The 15,496-nt window shown below is 46.9% G+C and carries 14 protein-coding genes and 1 pseudogene; 7 read left to right on the top strand and 8 right to left on the bottom strand.

All coding sequences use genetic code 11. The annotated features are described in order from the left end of the window. Positions 1-9: 9 nt before the first annotated feature. The 4 genes from FTT63_RS05195 to FTT63_RS05180 all read right to left on the bottom strand — a co-directional run bounded on the left by FTT63_RS05195 (position 10) and on the right by FTT63_RS05180 (position 5,418). Entirely contained in the window at positions 10-1,032 is a 1,023-nt protein-coding gene (locus tag FTT63_RS05195) for a ferredoxin reductase (protein WP_168399243.1), read from the bottom strand. A gap of 371 nt (positions 1,033-1,403) precedes the next feature. After that, the gene (locus FTT63_RS05190; RefSeq protein WP_180192057.1) at positions 1,404-2,723 is read right to left on the bottom strand and encodes a DcaP family trimeric outer membrane transporter; all 1,320 of its coding nucleotides are present in this window, start codon (positions 2,721-2,723) and stop codon (positions 1,404-1,406) included. 106 nt (positions 2,724-2,829) lie between these two features. Continuing rightward, positions 2,830-4,212: an aromatic acid/H+ symport family MFS transporter gene (locus FTT63_RS05185; RefSeq protein ID WP_005178072.1), complete on the bottom strand. Its 1,383-nt coding sequence runs from the start codon at positions 4,210-4,212 to the stop codon at positions 2,830-2,832. Between the two features lie 291 nt (positions 4,213-4,503). After that, positions 4,504-5,418, bottom strand: coding sequence for a LysR family transcriptional regulator (locus FTT63_RS05180; protein ID WP_104473128.1), 915 nt, complete (start codon positions 5,416-5,418; stop codon positions 4,504-4,506). Positions 5,419-5,536: 118 nt separating this feature from the next. On the opposite strand from FTT63_RS05180, the pseudogene FTT63_RS05175 reads away from it, so the two are divergent. From FTT63_RS05175 to pcaD, 5 genes and pseudogenes are all read left to right on the top strand, one after another. Beyond that, a pseudogene (locus FTT63_RS05175) lies at positions 5,537-5,881 on the top strand (muconate cycloisomerase); the annotation flags it as partial. A 5-nt stretch (positions 5,882-5,886) separates the two neighbouring features. Beyond that, positions 5,887-6,573 (top strand): 3-oxoacid CoA-transferase subunit A, encoded by a 687-nt coding sequence (locus FTT63_RS05170; RefSeq protein ID WP_016658116.1) that lies wholly within the window; start codon positions 5,887-5,889, stop codon positions 6,571-6,573. Between the two features lie 19 nt (positions 6,574-6,592). Continuing rightward, positions 6,593-7,246 (top strand): 3-oxoacid CoA-transferase subunit B, encoded by a 654-nt coding sequence (locus FTT63_RS05165; protein WP_016658115.1) that lies wholly within the window; start codon positions 6,593-6,595, stop codon positions 7,244-7,246. Positions 7,247-7,380: 134 nt separating this feature from the next. Beyond that, positions 7,381-8,586, top strand: coding sequence for a 3-oxoadipyl-CoA thiolase (pcaF, locus tag FTT63_RS05160; RefSeq protein WP_016658114.1), 1,206 nt, complete (start codon positions 7,381-7,383; stop codon positions 8,584-8,586). 60 nt (positions 8,587-8,646) lie between these two features. Further along, positions 8,647-9,426, top strand: a complete 780-nt coding sequence (pcaD, locus tag FTT63_RS05155; protein ID WP_180192056.1) for a 3-oxoadipate enol-lactonase — start codon at positions 8,647-8,649, stop codon at positions 9,424-9,426. A 120-nt stretch (positions 9,427-9,546) separates the two neighbouring features. On the opposite strand, the gene FTT63_RS05150 is transcribed toward pcaD, so the two are convergent. Further along, on the bottom strand, positions 9,547-10,434 hold the full coding sequence (locus FTT63_RS05150) for a DMT family transporter (protein WP_180192055.1): 888 nt from the start codon (positions 10,432-10,434) through the stop codon (positions 9,547-9,549). 338 nt (positions 10,435-10,772) lie between these two features. On the opposite strand from FTT63_RS05150, the gene FTT63_RS05145 reads away from it, so the two are divergent. Next, on the top strand, positions 10,773-11,864 hold the full coding sequence (locus FTT63_RS05145; RefSeq protein WP_180192054.1) for a putative zinc-binding metallopeptidase: 1,092 nt from the start codon (positions 10,773-10,775) through the stop codon (positions 11,862-11,864). 40 nt (positions 11,865-11,904) lie between these two features. On the opposite strand, the gene FTT63_RS05140 is transcribed toward FTT63_RS05145, so the two are convergent. Next, positions 11,905-12,960 (bottom strand): aromatic ring-hydroxylating dioxygenase subunit alpha, encoded by a 1,056-nt coding sequence (locus tag FTT63_RS05140; protein ID WP_180192053.1) that lies wholly within the window; start codon positions 12,958-12,960, stop codon positions 11,905-11,907. 238 nt (positions 12,961-13,198) lie between these two features. On the opposite strand from FTT63_RS05140, the gene FTT63_RS05135 reads away from it, so the two are divergent. Then, positions 13,199-14,122 (top strand): LysR family transcriptional regulator, encoded by a 924-nt coding sequence (locus FTT63_RS05135; RefSeq protein WP_180192052.1) that lies wholly within the window; start codon positions 13,199-13,201, stop codon positions 14,120-14,122. On the opposite strand, the gene FTT63_RS05130 is transcribed toward FTT63_RS05135, so the two are convergent. Together FTT63_RS05130 and modB are read right to left on the bottom strand one after the other, a co-directional pair. Next, positions 14,119-14,802 carry an ATP-binding cassette domain-containing protein gene (locus FTT63_RS05130; RefSeq protein ID WP_180192051.1) on the bottom strand — a complete coding sequence of 228 codons (684 nt, stop codon included), beginning with the start codon at positions 14,800-14,802 and terminating at the stop codon, positions 14,119-14,121. The genes FTT63_RS05135 and FTT63_RS05130 overlap by 4 nt on opposite strands. Further along, complete coding sequence (gene modB, locus FTT63_RS05125; RefSeq protein WP_180192050.1) at positions 14,802-15,488, bottom strand: molybdate ABC transporter permease subunit; 687 nt, start codon at positions 15,486-15,488, stop codon at positions 14,802-14,804. Before modB ends, FTT63_RS05130 begins: the two co-directional genes overlap by 1 nt. Positions 15,489-15,496 lie beyond the last annotated feature (8 nt).

Here is a 15,496-nt window from a genome sequence, read left to right as displayed (position 1 = left end):
CCCTCCAGATTATAAGTTAATCACGACAGGACTGATTGCCTGCGTCACGCAAAGTTTGATTTGGGTATTATGGTTATGGTCAATTTCACCGGTCAGCAGATTACGCACGCTGCCGCTGACTTTGGTACAGGAACAGGTATTGCAGATTCCCATGCGACAGCCATGGGCCGGTCTTAACCCGGCGGCTTCGGCACTGTCCAGCAAATTGCTGTTGGCCTGAAAATCCTGCTGCGAGCGCAAGAACTGCACCGGCTGCGCCTCCAGAGTTTCATCTGCGGTCATTTGAAAATACTCGGAATGAAACTGCTCGCTTAAATCCAGCTGCTGACAAATCTGCTGGGCGGCCTGCATCATCGAGGCTGAACCACAAGCATAAATATGTCGCTCACCCAGTTGCTCGACCGTGTTTTGCAGTAAGGCCAAAGACAAATGCTGACGCTGTTCTACGGTATTAAAATGATGATATTTAAAATGCGGATACATCAGCGCCAGGGTTTTAATTTCGGCATGGAAGGCATCATCCCGGGTGAAATACAGCAGGTCTATCGGCTGGGTCGAGCTGACCACGGCTTTTTGTAATAAGGAATAAATGGCGGTAATCCCACTGCCCGATGCAATAAAACATAAGGATGGAACTGGTGCCGGCAGTACAAAATTGCCCTGCGGCTGGGACAGCTCCACCACAGCCCCTGCCGGTAACCGGGTCAAAGCATTGGACATTTTACCTTGTCGTTTGATGGCCAGAATCACATCGCCGTTATCGAGCAAAGTGACAATGGAATAGCTGCGCTGCTGGCGTACCCCATTCATCGCCAGCGTGACCAGAATACTTTGTCCGGCCTGAAAACGCTGTGCCTGAAAATTCTGGTTGGGACGTAAATGAATTTTATAAAAGTCTGGACTTAATGCCTGAATTTCAACAACGCAGGCTTTGACCTTTTTCAATGCCCAGACTGGATTTATTTTTTCTGCAATAAAATCAATAAAATCTTCTCGAATCCACTCGGGTTTATACTCTACAGAAGTGCTCATAGCGGCCTCATGATTTTTTCAGTGAACGGATGTTCTTTTTTTAATGTTCATGCCCACTATATAGATTCATGATCTCGATTCCATGTGAATGCAGGACAAAACTTGTCTTTTCCTTATGTTTTAGCTGGTTTTGTCTGACAAGATTCTGCACTTTTTCGGTCCCAACTTCGATGGGAGAAGTTTTATTGTTCTGATTTGCTTTTGTGCAGGCGCAGGATTTTTCATGAAAATGTCGTATGCTTTTGTCAGACTCGGTGAAAATGCCTGATATTTTTGCTGTAATTGCCCCCACATTAGACTTAAGTCCAAAAAAGTCTAAAAACAAAAAAGCCAGAAGTGTCCTTCCGGCTTTTTTAATGTATAGCGTGTAATTAGAAGTTATAGATGGCCACCATATTAATACGGTTGTCTTCACCTGTTTTGCTGCCATTAGCTGCAGGGACTACTGCTTCACGCTCACCATAGACATATTCCAGACCTAAGCTAACCGGCTTGATCGGGCTATAGAAGACATTGGCCCATGCCTGCCATAAGTCTTTGTTAACGCCAGTTAGTTTATCTGCTGGAGTCGCTGCCAGATAATCAGCATCCTGATCAAAGCTCATATAGCCATAACCCACTGTGCCACGCAGTTTTTCATTAAACTTCTGGGTCAGACCGACAGTAATCGAATCAAACTCGCTTTGGGCTGCGATAGCGCTCGTTGCAGTAATCACACCTTTGTCATCAAGGTTGGTTACAGCAACACCTTTATTGGCAAATGATACAAAGCTGCTATCACCTTTCACATGGTAGTAGTCTGCTTTTAAAGTCGTGCTTGGGGTCACATCATATTTAGCGCCCAAGCCCACGCCCCACGCCATTTCTTCATCAGAATTGATGCGTTTTTCATGGCCCATGGCACGTGCACTCACGCTCATGTTATCGGCGAACTGATGATTTAAGCGCGCAGTCAAAGCCGGTAAACGCTGGGTGATGCTGTTATCTTTTGGATCTTCAGCAGCCACCACCAGATTGGTTTGCGGGCTGAATTTCGCGGTATAACGCACTTGCGGGGTACGTTTAACTGCGCCACCGGCATAGGCCAAAGCATCGACTGTTTCCGGCATATAATCCGGTACCGCAAAGTTAGACCAGGTTTGACCAATTAACCAGTCAGCATAAGTTAAATACGCATGGCGAATACGCAGGCTGTCTAAATTACCGCCTAGGAAGTCGACTTCCAGCTTACCTTTGACATCTTCTGCACCCACCTGGGTTTTAAAGTCTAAACCTAAGCGGGTTGCCGCCAGCGTTGATCTGAAACGGTCGCTATTTTCTGCATTACCTTCCAGTGCGACCCCATTAATCTGGTTGTAAGGCATGTCTTTGGCGCCACCTTCAATCTGATAAGAACCATCCATACGGACGTTTCCATACAGGTTAAATTCAGCATTACCCAGCGTCATACCCAAGCCGCGCTTTTCAGTGCTGGCTTTTTGTGCAACAGGTGGTTGTACCGCAGTATTGGCAAGTTGGTTTAAATTCGCTTGAACCGTTTGATTTTGTTGAGCATATTGATGAACAAGTGCTTTCAGTTGTTGCACTTCCTGACGAAGCTGCTCAACTTCCTGGCTGCTTTGCGCATTGGCCATTACACTCATTGTTAAACCGACAGCAATTACTAAAGGTTTGATCATCATTGTTTTCATGGGCACACTTATCCTGTGACTATCCGTTTTTGTCGTTCCTGACAAAGTTTCATTGTTTTAAAGTTTGGCTAGCCTGAAGAACTCAAGCTAGCGGTTTGCTCAGAGATTAATGTGCAGAGCTTTTGACTGCTTTGACATTGCTGTTGGCGAAGCTTTCCTGCTTGGCTTTGGCACCATCTACCGAGACTTTCAGATTTACCATAAAGATCGCTACGGCTGCAATTAGACCAGGGATGGCAATCATCATGAAATTCATTTGGTGTGGCAGGTTTAAAGTCAGCAGTGCACCAGTCAGCACAGGCCCGACAATCGCGCCGATCCGGCCAATTCCCGAGGCCCAACCCATACCGGTTGAACGTACTGTAGTCGGGTAAAACTGTGCGACGAAAGTATATAGTAAAATTTGTGATCCAATGGTAGCTGCACCGGCAATGGCAATTAAGGTATACAGCACTGGCTGTGGACTGTTAAAGCCAAGCAGGATTAGCGCAATTGCCCCCACGGTGAACATAATGGTCAATACCGGTTTCAGATGGAAACGATCTGACAAGGCACCGCCACCAATTGCACCGACCATACCGCCAATATTCAGCGCGAACAGGAACAGCATACTTGCACCGAGTGAATAACCGGCCTGAATCATCAGTTTTGGTAACCAGCTGCCCAATGCATAGACCATTAACAGACACATGAAGAACGCAACCCAGAACATTAAGGTACTGAAGGTACGACCTTGCTGGAACAGTGCACGTAATGGGGCTTCATCACCGGCCATCACTTCATTCAGCACAAACTGGGTATTTGGCGCAATATTCTGTTCTGGAGCAATTTTCTGTACAAAGGTGCGGACCTGTTCTGTTTCACCTTTTTTGGTGAGGAACATCAGGGATTCTGGCAAGAATTTCCACAGCAGCGGTAACAGCAATAATGGTGTACCTGCTAGGTAGAACATGATTTTCCAGCCATAATCTGCCACCAGCCATGCACCTAACAAGGCAGAGGTCATCCCGCCAATGGCATAGCCACTGAACATCACGGCAACCAGAGTACTCCGAATCCGTTTTGGTGCGTATTCGGTCATCAGTGCCACCACGTTTGGCATCACACCACCAATGCCTAAACCGGCAAGGAAACGTAAAATACCAAACTCAATCGGGTTACTGGCAAAAGCACCGAGGAAGGTAAAGCCACTGAAAATGGCCACACAGATCATAATGGTCTTTTTCCGGCCCAGTTTATCGGAGAGCGTTCCGAAACTCATGGCACCGAACATCATCCCGAACAGCGCGGTACTGGCCAATAGCCCTGCCTCTACCGCACCAAGTGACCATTCCTGCATCAATAGTGGTAAAGCCACCCCGTAAATAACCAGGTCATAGCCGTCGAAGATAATAATTAATAAACACCATAAAAGTACGCCCCAGTGAAATGGCGTAAATTTCGCGTTATCAACCACCGTATTGATGTTTACTGAATCTGTTGTATTCACGATAAGCCTCCTGCTTGTGAAACCGTCCAAATTTTTGTAAACAATGACCCAATGCGTTATTTTTGTCCAAAACCGATTGCATATATATTCATACCTAAAAAGTTAGGCGGAAAAATTAGTTTTATAAACAATTGTTTATGTTTTAAACAATCTATCTTCATATAAGAAATATAAATTAAAGTTTATTTTTAAGCTGTGAAACATAAAAAAAGGTCTGAACAAAAGCGCGCCGTTCAGACCTGTTGCAACTTTATCTATATAAAGGATGGAAAGAGCTAAACTTCAACGCCCTTAAATTACAGTACGATCATATTTAATCGCTTCCAGATCATAGACCTGATAAATACTGTCAAACAGCGAGCGGATATCTTCGCTTTCATCCATACTGCGAATCGCCAGGAAAATCGGGCTTTTAGCAGCATCATCGAGTAAAGGAATATAGTTCAAATGCGGCAACTGAATGGTACGCGCGCTTTCCGGGACTATGCACATGCCTTCACCAGCAGCCACCAGCCCCAAAGCCAGCTGAATTTCACGCACTTCTTTTAAACTGCGTGGCTCCAGACTGTATTCGGAAAACAGGCCGCGCACCTGGGTCGAAAAATTAGGTTTGGGATGGTTTGGATAGAGAAAAATATTTTCTTCGACAATATCTGAAAGGTATATACCCTGCCGCTTTGTTGCAAATATATGACTGTCATGCACCGCCACCATGAGCGGTTCTTCACGTAATAAAATACGTCGAATGGCCGGATCGGAAATGCGTAAACGACCAAATCCGACATCTATACGACCTTCCTTTAAGGCCTGAATCTGGTTGGTGGTGGTCATTTCAACCAGTTCTATCTTTAAATTAGGATGTTGTTGGCGGAATAAATAGACTATTCTGGGGAGTAAACCATAAAGTAAAGAGCCCACAAAACCAATGGTCACGGTTTTCTCGACCATTCCCACCCGCTTGGTCATGGTTTTGATCTCTTCCGCATTAGACAAAAGTTTTACGGCATGCTGATAGAAAAATTGGCCTGCCGGAGTGGTCTGTAATGGGCGGCTACCGCGCTCAAATAGCTGAATTCCAAGCTCACTTTCCAGATTTTGGATCTGACGGCTTAAAGGTGGTTGCGCAATAAACAGTTTTTCAGCTGCTTTGGTAAAACTCTGTTCTTCTACCACAGCAACAAAGTATCTGAGATGTCTAAGTTCCATACCCTTTCCATACCTTTAGAATATAATAAAATGCCAAAATGATCTTCGACAGTGCGTTTCTATTCTTTTAAGGTATATCACATCAGATACACAACGCAAGATTGCGAAGAGTAAAGTGATGTATAAATCCATTGAAACCATGCTTGTCGAGATTCCTACCATTCGTCCACACAAAATGGCGGTGGCGACAATGCAGACGCAAACCCTGGTATTGGTAAAGATCTCCACAGACGATGGTTTTGTGGGCTGGGGCGAAGCAACCACAATTGGTGGATTAGGCTACGGTGAAGAAAGCCCAGAAAGCGTAAAAACCAATATTGATACTTACTTCGCACCTTTACTAAAAACATTGGCAGGTTTGAACTTTGCACAAACCATACGCGCCCTGAAAAAGAATATTAACGGCAACCGTTTTGCCAAATGTGCCATCCAGACTGCTTTACTGGACATTCAGGCTAGGAAACAACTATGATTGATAAAAGCTCAGCATCTTTAAAAGATGTGCTCTCTCAAATTAAAGATGGTTCAACCATCATGATTGGTGGTTTCGGTACAGCAGGTCAGCCTGCTGAACTGATTGATGGCCTGATTGAACTGGGCATCAAGGATTTGGTCATCGTCAATAACAATGCCGGTAATGGCGACTACGGTTTGGCCAAATTACTCAAAGCAGGCGCTGTACGTAAAATCATCTGCTCGTTCCCTCGTCAGTCTGACTCTTATATTTTTGATGAACTGTATCGTGCTGGCAAAATCGAGCTGGAACTGGTGCCGCAAGGTAACCTGGCTTGCCGTATTCAGGCTGCAGGTATGGGTTTAGGCCCAATCTACACCCCAACTGGCTTTGGTACTTTACTGGCTGAAGGTAAACCGACCTTAAATTACGAAGGCAAAGAATTCGTTCTGGAAAACCCGATTAAAGCCGATTTTGCTTTAATTAAAGCCTACAAAGGCGACCGTTGGGGCAACCTGGTGTACCGTAAATCTGCTCGTAACTTTGGCCCGATTATGGCCATGGCGGCAGATGTCACCATTGCACAGGTCGCAGAAGTGGTTGAACTGGGTGAGCTTGATCCTGAGCACATCATCACTCCGGGTATTTTTGTACAGCATGTGGTGTCAGTTGCTGCCAAACAGCCTGAACAATCAGCATAAATACGTGAAGGAGAACACGATGAGCTATACCAAATTAACACGTGACCAGATTGCTGAACGCGTTGCCCAAGACATTCCAGATGGTGCCTATGTCAACCTCGGGATTGGCCTGCCAACCAAAATTTCAAACTACCTGCCTGCAGATAAAGATGTATTCCTGCATTCTGAAAACGGTTTATTGGCCTTTGGTCCAAAACCTGCGCCAGGTGAAGAAGATCCGGAACTGATCAATGCCGGTAAAGAATATGTGACCATGCTAACCGGCGGCTGTTTCTTCCATCATGGGGATTCTTTCGCGATGATGCGTGGCGGTCACTTGGACATCGCTGTACTCGGCGCGTTCCAGATTGCAGAAAATGGTGACTTGGCCAACTGGCATACCGGTGCCCCAGATGCGATTCCTGCGGTGGGTGGAGCAATGGACCTTGCAGTCGGTGCCAAAAAAGTCTTTATCACCACCGATCACGTCACCAAAAAAGGCGAGCCGAAAATTGTAGCAGAGCTGAGTTATCCGGCGACTGGCCTGAAATGTGTAGACCGTATTTACACTGACCTGTGCGTGATTGACGTGACTGCCGAAGGCATGAAAGTGATTGAGAAAGTTGACGGTCTGTCATTTGAAGAGCTGCAATCCTTGACCGGTGCGAAGCTGATTGATGCGACACAGGGTTAAGTAATCCCTCCCAACCTCCCTGAGCGAGTTTTAAAAGCACGGCTTTAAAAACTCAGCGCAAGCAAGGGAGGAAAAGTCCGCCTTTTCTAAAGGAGGATTTAGGGGGATTAAAAAGAATTTAGGAAACAGAAAAAATGAAAAACGCATATATCATCGATGCTATTCGTACCCCATTCGGTCGCTATGCAGGTGGACTTGCTCCTGTACGTGCAGATGACCTGGGTGCCATTCCCATTCAGGCGCTGATGGAGCGTAACCCAAGTGTTAACTGGGAAAAAGTAGATGACGTGATTTACGGCTGTGCCAACCAGGCCGGTGAAGACAACCGTAACGTCGGCCGTATGTCTGCGCTATTGGCGGGTGTGCCGCATCAGGTGCCTGCAACAACCTTAAACCGTTTATGCGGTTCATCACTGGATGCGGTTGCCATGGCAGCGCGTACCATTAAAGCTGGTGAAGCACATCTGATTGTGGCGGGTGGCGTAGAAAGCATGTCACGTGCGCCATTTGTGATGGGTAAATCTGAATCTGCCTATGGCCGTAGCCAGAAAATTGAAGACACCACCATGGGCTGGCGCTTCATTAACCCGAAACTGAAAGAAATGTATGGTGTTGAAACCATGCCTCAAACTGCTGAAAACGTGGCAGAACAGTTCAACATTAACCGTGAAGATCAGGACAAGTTTGCGTTTGAAAGCCAGCAACGTACTGCTGCTGCTCAAGCCAAAGGTTTCTTTAAAAATGAAATCGTACCTGTAGTGATTCCACAGCGTAAAGGCGAACCAGTTGTGGTCGATACCGATGAGCATCCACGTGCATCAACCACGTTAGAAGGTTTGGCCAAGCTAAAACCTGTGGTCAAAGCCGATGGTACTGTGACTGCCGGTAATGCCTCAGGTATTAACGATGGTGCAGCAGCATTATTAATTGCCTCTGATGAAGCTGTAGCGGAATACGGTTTAAAACCACGTGCCAAAATTATTGGTGCAACTGTGGTGGGTGTGGAACCACGCATTATGGGCTTTGGTCCAGCGCCAGCCATTAAAAAACTGTTGGCCCAAACCGGTCTGACGTTAGAGCAGATGGATGTGATTGAGCTAAACGAAGCTTTTGCTGCTCAAGCACTGGCGTGTACCCGTGACCTTGGTCTGGAAGATGGTGCCGCGAAAGTGAACCCGAATGGCGGCGCCATTTCACTGGGTCATCCACTCGGTGCATCAGGTGCGCGTCTGGTCACCACGGCCCTAAACCAGCTGGAAGCCACTGGCGGCAAATATGGCCTGTGCTCAATGTGTATTGGTGTCGGTCAAGGCATCGCTTTGATTATTGAACGCGTTTAAAGATACGATCACAAATTAAATTTCCCCTCCCTTTTTTAAAGGGAGGTCGGGAGGGATTCAATGCCAACATTTACATCTCAAGATGCTGAAATTAATTACCAAACCTTTGGTGATGCGACAAAACCTGCGCTGGTATTTTCTAACTCGCTAGGTACCAACTTTAAAATGTGGCAACCGCAAATTGACCACTTCCAGCAGGACTTTTTTGTCATTTGCTATGACTCCCGTGGTCACGGCGCATCTTCTGCTCCACAAGGTCCATATACGCTTGACCAGCTCGGCCAAGACGTGGTGAATCTGCTCGATCATTTAAATATTGAAAAAGCAGCCTTCTGTGGTATTTCGATGGGTGGTTTGACCGGTCAGTGGCTGGCAATTAACAAGCCTGAACGTTTTAGCCATGTTGTGGTCTGTAATACGGCCGCTAAAATTGGTCAGGAACAGGCTTGGCAAGATCGTGCCGCGCTGGTCCGTGAACAAGGTTTGACCCCTATTGCATCAACGGCGGCCGGTCGTTGGTTTACCGAACCCTTTATCCAAAGTAACGCAGCAACTGTAACGACTCTTTCAAACGACCTGGGAGCTGGCAGCCCTGAGGGTTATGCAAGCTGCTGCGAAGCTTTGGCTAAAGCGGATGTACGTGAACAGTTAAAAGACATTCAGGTACCGGTATTCATTGTTGCTGGTCAGCAAGACCCGGTAACAACTGTAGCCGATGGTGAATTTATGCAACAACGCATTGCCAATGCTGAACTGTTTGAAATTAATGCTTCGCATATTTCCAATATTGAACAGCCAGAAGCCTTTAATCAGGCGGTGCAGGCGTTTATTCAACGCTAAACCCAGCTCGGTTGAAAGCATTTAAAAAAAGATAATCTCCGGATTATCTTTTTTTGTTTTTAGGCAATTTTTAAAAAGATTGATGATTCTACTGAGATGCCCTGCCCATCTACTTCAACTTTAAGCCCAGATCACCAGCATCGCGGCAATCACCACCAGTACCAAGCCCAGATGATCGGTTCGGGCCAGTTTTTCCTTAAAGAAAAAGGCAGAAATCAGCAAGCTAAATAGAATTTCAATCTGTCCCAAAGTTTTGACCAAGGCCACAGTCTGCATACTCATGGCACTAAACCAGCCAAGGGAGGCCAAAAAACTGCAAATACTCACCTTAAAGGTCAGTCCCAGCCGCTGCCACATGGCCTGTAAGGTATGCCGGCTAAACAGCCCCAAATACAACAACATGCTGATACATTGCAGCCCGATCACAAAACATAATACCCAGCCGGCACGATGTAAAAAGGGTAAATTCTCCAGTTCCAGACTCGCTTCACGCACCAGCAGTGAGGTAATGGCAAAACTGAGACCACTGCCCACCCCAATCGCCAACGTGCTGACAGAAAGCTTGGTATTGGCCGGCCCTTTACTGAGTAAAAAGACCGCCACGCCGCCTAATACAACGCCAACCCAGCCCAGCAGACTTAAATATTCGCCCAGTAGTGCCACGCCAATTAGAGCCGCCAGAATCGCCTCGCTTTTGGCCAGTCCGACCCCAATGGCATAGTTTTTCTGCTTGAACAGCTGCACCATGAGAATGGTGGCCAGAATCTGGCAAAAAGCCGCCACAGCAATATACAGCCAGAATTTCCCGCTAAAGCGAACCGACGTTGCGGCAGGCTGCTGCAGATATAAAAAACTCAAATAACCGACCGCAAACGGCAAGGCAAAAATAAAGCGTGCCAGCGTGACGCCATAAACATCGACCGTCATGCTGAGCTGTTTTTGAAAGGCATTGCGCCAGGCCTGCATAAATGCAGCCATCAGGGTAAAAAGAATCCAGGTACTGGCCATGCGAGTATGAAAAATATGATCGGGAATAAGGTTTAATCTACTCCTTTCATGGCGCATATTCGACCATTTTTCATTCATTTACCGTGGCTTTGCTGAATAAATCTCCAATTCTGTCTATTTGCAGCTTTTATGTTCCTTTTAATCCGGAATGCAATGACTGCAAGGCACATGCTTGCCGTTTGCATCCACATGGTTTTTCGACTCAAAATGAGGCTAAGCGACTGATCGCATCAGGCAACTTTGTAAATCTGCTACAATTTTATAGCGGGTTTCAAATACCCTCCTGACTCAATCTATGTTTAGATAAATGGACGTATCCTGCAGGCTGAGGATCAAGAATGAAGTATTTTGAATGTGCGGTATGCCATCAGCAGATTTTTTTTGGTGCCTCATTTTGTGAATATTGCAAGGCACCCATTGGCTTTGTTGCCTCCGAAAAAGATATGAGCACCTTTCGTAAGGATAGCGAAAATGAATGGGTCAGCCTGAATGAGAGCTATCGTAATCAGAAATTTAAGCCCTGTTTTAATTATAGCCACTATCAGGTCTGCAACTGGATGATTCCCGTCGATGATGAAAATATCTATTGCGAATCCTGCCAGCTTACCCACACCATCCCCAATTTAGATGAACCGGAAAATATCCAGTACTGGCGTTATCTGGAACAGGCTAAACGGCGGTTTTTATATCTGGCGCAGCGCATGAATATTATGCCGCGGCCAAAACGTTCTGAAGATGACCGCTATGGCCTGCGCTATGAATTTTTAATGCCCATGGAAGGCCAACCGGTGCTGACCGGCCACGCCAATGGTCTGATTACCCTCAATGCCATTGAAGCCGATGTGGTGTACCGGGAAACCACGCGCGTAACCATGGGAGAAAACTACCGCACCCTGCTTGGCCATTTTCGCCATGAAAGCGGCCATTATTATTTTGATGTGATGCAAAACCGCCATCCGGAACTGGTCGATGAATTCCGCTACTATTTTGGTGATGAACGTCAGGATTATGGCATGGCACTCAAACGCCATTATGAACAAGGCCCGCCCTCCGACTGGCAAGACAGCTATATCAGCACCTATGCCACCACCCATCCCTGGGAAGACTGGGCTGAAACCTGGGCGCATTATCTGCACATGATGGATACTTTGGAAACCGCCTATTTTGCCGGAATCCGGGTGCAAGGTAACGGCCGTACCCTGTCCAATCTGTACTTTACCGAATGCCCGATTGGCGGCAAGGATATTGAACACATTTTAGAAAACTGGATTGCCCTGACCTTTAATCTGAATGCGCTGAATCGTAGTATCGGGCTGGATGATGCCTATCCGTTTAAACTGACCGAGCCGGTAAAAGACAAACTGCGTTTTATTCACCGGCATGTGCTGGATAAAGCCTTTAAATCCAATCAGGCCAGTCATCCTGCTTAAGCTCGCTTTCAATTCCTCGCTTTCAATTCAATGAGATTTGCTACACGATATAGCGTTTACTTAGGCCCCATTCGGCCAGAATCCGGCGGTATAAGGCCGATGCGCGATCTGCTTCAAAATGGGCTTCCATGCTTAAATCCAGCGGCAGTTCTTCCGGTTTCTGGCTTTCTACCATGTCCTGATCTTCGGCAAAAATCTGCGCATTAAAATCGTAAACTGCTTGCAGGTCGCCGGTGGTATCAAAATTCCGGGTTAAAGGCACAAATAACCGGGTCTGATGGGCCGATACCGGACAACAGGCATTTAAGATTTTTAAGATGCCATCATTCGGAAAATAAATGGTCAAGGTCGCTGCAAAAGGTGGATAAACATCAAATTCACGCGTCCATAAAAAGCCTTCGGGTGCTAAATGCTGCATACCATGCGGATAATTGCTGACATTGGAAATATAGATACTTTTCAGGCCATAGTCAGTGCGTTCGGTATGATATATCGGTACCACCGGATTGTCCCGATCAGCAAAGGCCTGATGATGCACCCAGGCAAAATGTGCAACATCAATAAAACCTTCTAACTGACGGCCGCTAGAACCGGCAATATCCACACTGGGTGGTAAAATGGATTGATGCTCAGCATCTTCCCAAGTATCCAGCACCGGAAAATTGGCTGCCTGTTCATCGCGCCCGAACAGGCTGGTCCAGACCAGACCATATTTCAGCACCACCGGAAACGTGGTCAGGCTAAAACGCTCCGAAATCTGGGTCAGGTCGGGCTGGGCCGGAATTTTGGTGCATTTGCCGGCACGGTTATAGTGCAGCCCATGATAAGGACAGACAATTTCCTCGCCCTCTACCCAGCCTTTGCTTAAAGGCACACCGCGATGTGGGCAAATATCCCGCACCAGCTGGATGTCACCACTTTCTGTCCGGTACAGCGCCATTTTCACATCCAGTAAAGTCACCTGTTGCGGCTGGCTGCTGACATCCTGAATTCGCGCCACCGGATACCAATGCTGCGCCAGAATATGCCAGTCACTGGCATCAAAGCGGCTGTCATGGGGTTGGGCAAACAGTTTGATTACAGGAATCGCATTCATAGGCTGGCTCACTTTTAAGCTATACAGGTGCAAGAAAAAACGGAAATCAGCCGGTTTTCTCATGTCGTTTATTGTTAATTTCCTGTTTTAAATTAAGAGCTTCTGCTTTTTCTGTCTATTAGAATGTTTTTGATGATCTGTTCTAAATATTCGAACACTTTAGTCAAAATTGGCCTGAACTGGCGCAGATCTTGCTCTTTTAAAACCTGTCGATATCACGCTGGCCAGGTCTTAAATGGTGAATACCCCATTTTCGCGTTTTTCAGAATATTTTATTGCGGTGGCGCAAACCGGCAGCTTGCGTAAGGCAGCCGAACAGCTGTTTATTTCGGTATCTGCCGTGCATCGACAAATTGTACTGGCCGAGCAGGAACTTAGGATTGCACTATTTGAACGTCTGAATCATGGGCTACGGCTGACTTTGGCCGGAGAGTTACTGTATGCCGATCTGTTAAAATGGCAAAAGGAATTTCAGCAGACCCGCATCCGTTTTGATGAAATTCAGGGCCTGCATCGTGGCAGCATTGAATTTGGCTTAATTTCAGCGCTCAGCGAAAGTTTTGTGCTGCAGTCGATGCAACACATGAGCCAGCATTATCCCTGGATTGATTTTCACGTGCATGTGCTGGACAGTGAAAAAGTCGCGCAGATGATTCAGGCCGCGGAGCTGGATTTTGGTCTGCTGCTGAATCCGCAAGCGCATCCGCATTTAGAAGTGGTGGCTTTTGTGGAAATTCCGCTGGGTTTTGTGATTCCCGTTGAGCATCCTCTGGCAGAACAAACACCGCTGTATTTTTCCGATACCTTGCCTTATGCCCATTTAATGCCAGCACCACCGCTGATTATTCATGAATATGTCAGCGCGCTGTATAAGCACCATCAGTTTAGTCCGCGTAGCCGCATCGAATGTAATGACATTCGCATGTTAATGTCATTGTTAAAGCAGAATTTGGGGCTGGGGCTAATGAGTTATTTAGATGCTCTGCCGCTCCTGGAGCATCAAACAGCCATCTTTAAACCGGTTCAGGACAAAGGTTTATATCCACTGACGCTGGCCCTGTGTGTGGCACCGAAACGGCAACTTTCCCGGATTGCGCAAATCATGATGAAACAGTTAACCGAGCAGATGGAGCAGCTACAACAGCAGATTGCCCAGCTTTAAAAAACGGGCTGAATCAAAGGTACTACATTGTCCCGTTGCAAACGGCTGATACCCTGCACTTTTTGCACCTGATATACCGTGGCCTGAAGTTCCCTCAATTCTTCCGGATGATGGGTCACATAAATCATGCCCAGCTGCAGTTCGCGCTGAATGCATTTTAAAAATGGCAGTATCTGCTGTTTTAACTGCTGATCCAGTCCGCTTAAGGGTTCATCCAGCAGCAATAACTGCGGTGCAGACAATAAAGCCCGGCCAATCGAAACGCGCTGCGCTTCCCCACCGGATAATTGATGCGCTTTGCGTCGAATCAGCCTGGACAGTTCTAACAGCTCAACAATCTGCTCAAACTCAAATTTACGCTGTGCCAGCGGCTGTAAACCTTCTGCATATCTTAAATTCTGCTCAACATTCAAATGCGGAAATAACAGGGCTTTCTGAAAAATCAGGGCAATTTTACGTTGATGCACAGGCACAAATACCTGCTGCTGGGTATCGAGCAATAAACGGTGATTCAGCACAATCCGGCCCTGTTGCGGCCGTAACAGTCCAGCCAGCAGATGCAAAAAGCTGGTTTTACCAGAACCGGAGGGCCCCAGAATGCCAACAATCTGCTCTGCACAGGCCAGCTGCAGCTGTAATTTGAACTGCGCATTCTGATAATCGATCTGACAATCCAGCATCAGCTTTGCCCCAATTTACGTTGATATCTGTGCAAAATAAAATAATTGGCCAACAAGGCGGCAAAGGCCAAGCCGGTAGACAATAGCACCAGGCGTATGGCAGCGGCTTCGCCATCAGGCTGTTGAATGAGTGTATAAATAGCGATGGGAATGGTGCGGGTTTCATCCGGGATATTGCCAACAAAGGTAATGGTGGCGCCAAATTCACCCAGACTGCGGCTAAAGCCCAGAATACTGCCCATAAGAATCCCGGGCAGCACCAGCGGTAAGCTAATACTGAAAAAGACTTTCAGCGGCGCAGCCCCAAGTGAGGCTGCCACCTGTTCCAGCTGTGGATTTAACATTTGAAAAGACAAACGAATCGGTTGAACCAGCAAGGGAAACGCCACCAGCATGGCGGCCAGTACTGCACCTTTCCAGTTAAATGCCAGCTCAATACCCAAGTACGCCAGCACCTGTCCAATCCAGCCTTGCGGGCTAAACAGCACCAGCAATGCATAGCCCAACACTACCGGCGGTAAGACCATCGGCAGTTGTAACATGGCTTCAAGCAAAAACTTGCTGCGAAATTCATAACGTGCCAGCATCCAGCCCAGACAAATTGCAAATGGCAGGCAAAACAAGGTCGCGACGCTGGCCACTTTGGCAGACAGATACAAGGCACTTAGTTCTTCGGGACTGAGCATCAAAGCAG

Origin of the sequence: Acinetobacter sp. C15, assembly GCF_013420645.1 — a bacterium.
GTDB lineage: Bacteria > Pseudomonadota > Gammaproteobacteria > Pseudomonadales > Moraxellaceae > Acinetobacter > Acinetobacter indicus.
This window is presented reverse-complemented; position numbering and strand designations above follow the sequence as displayed.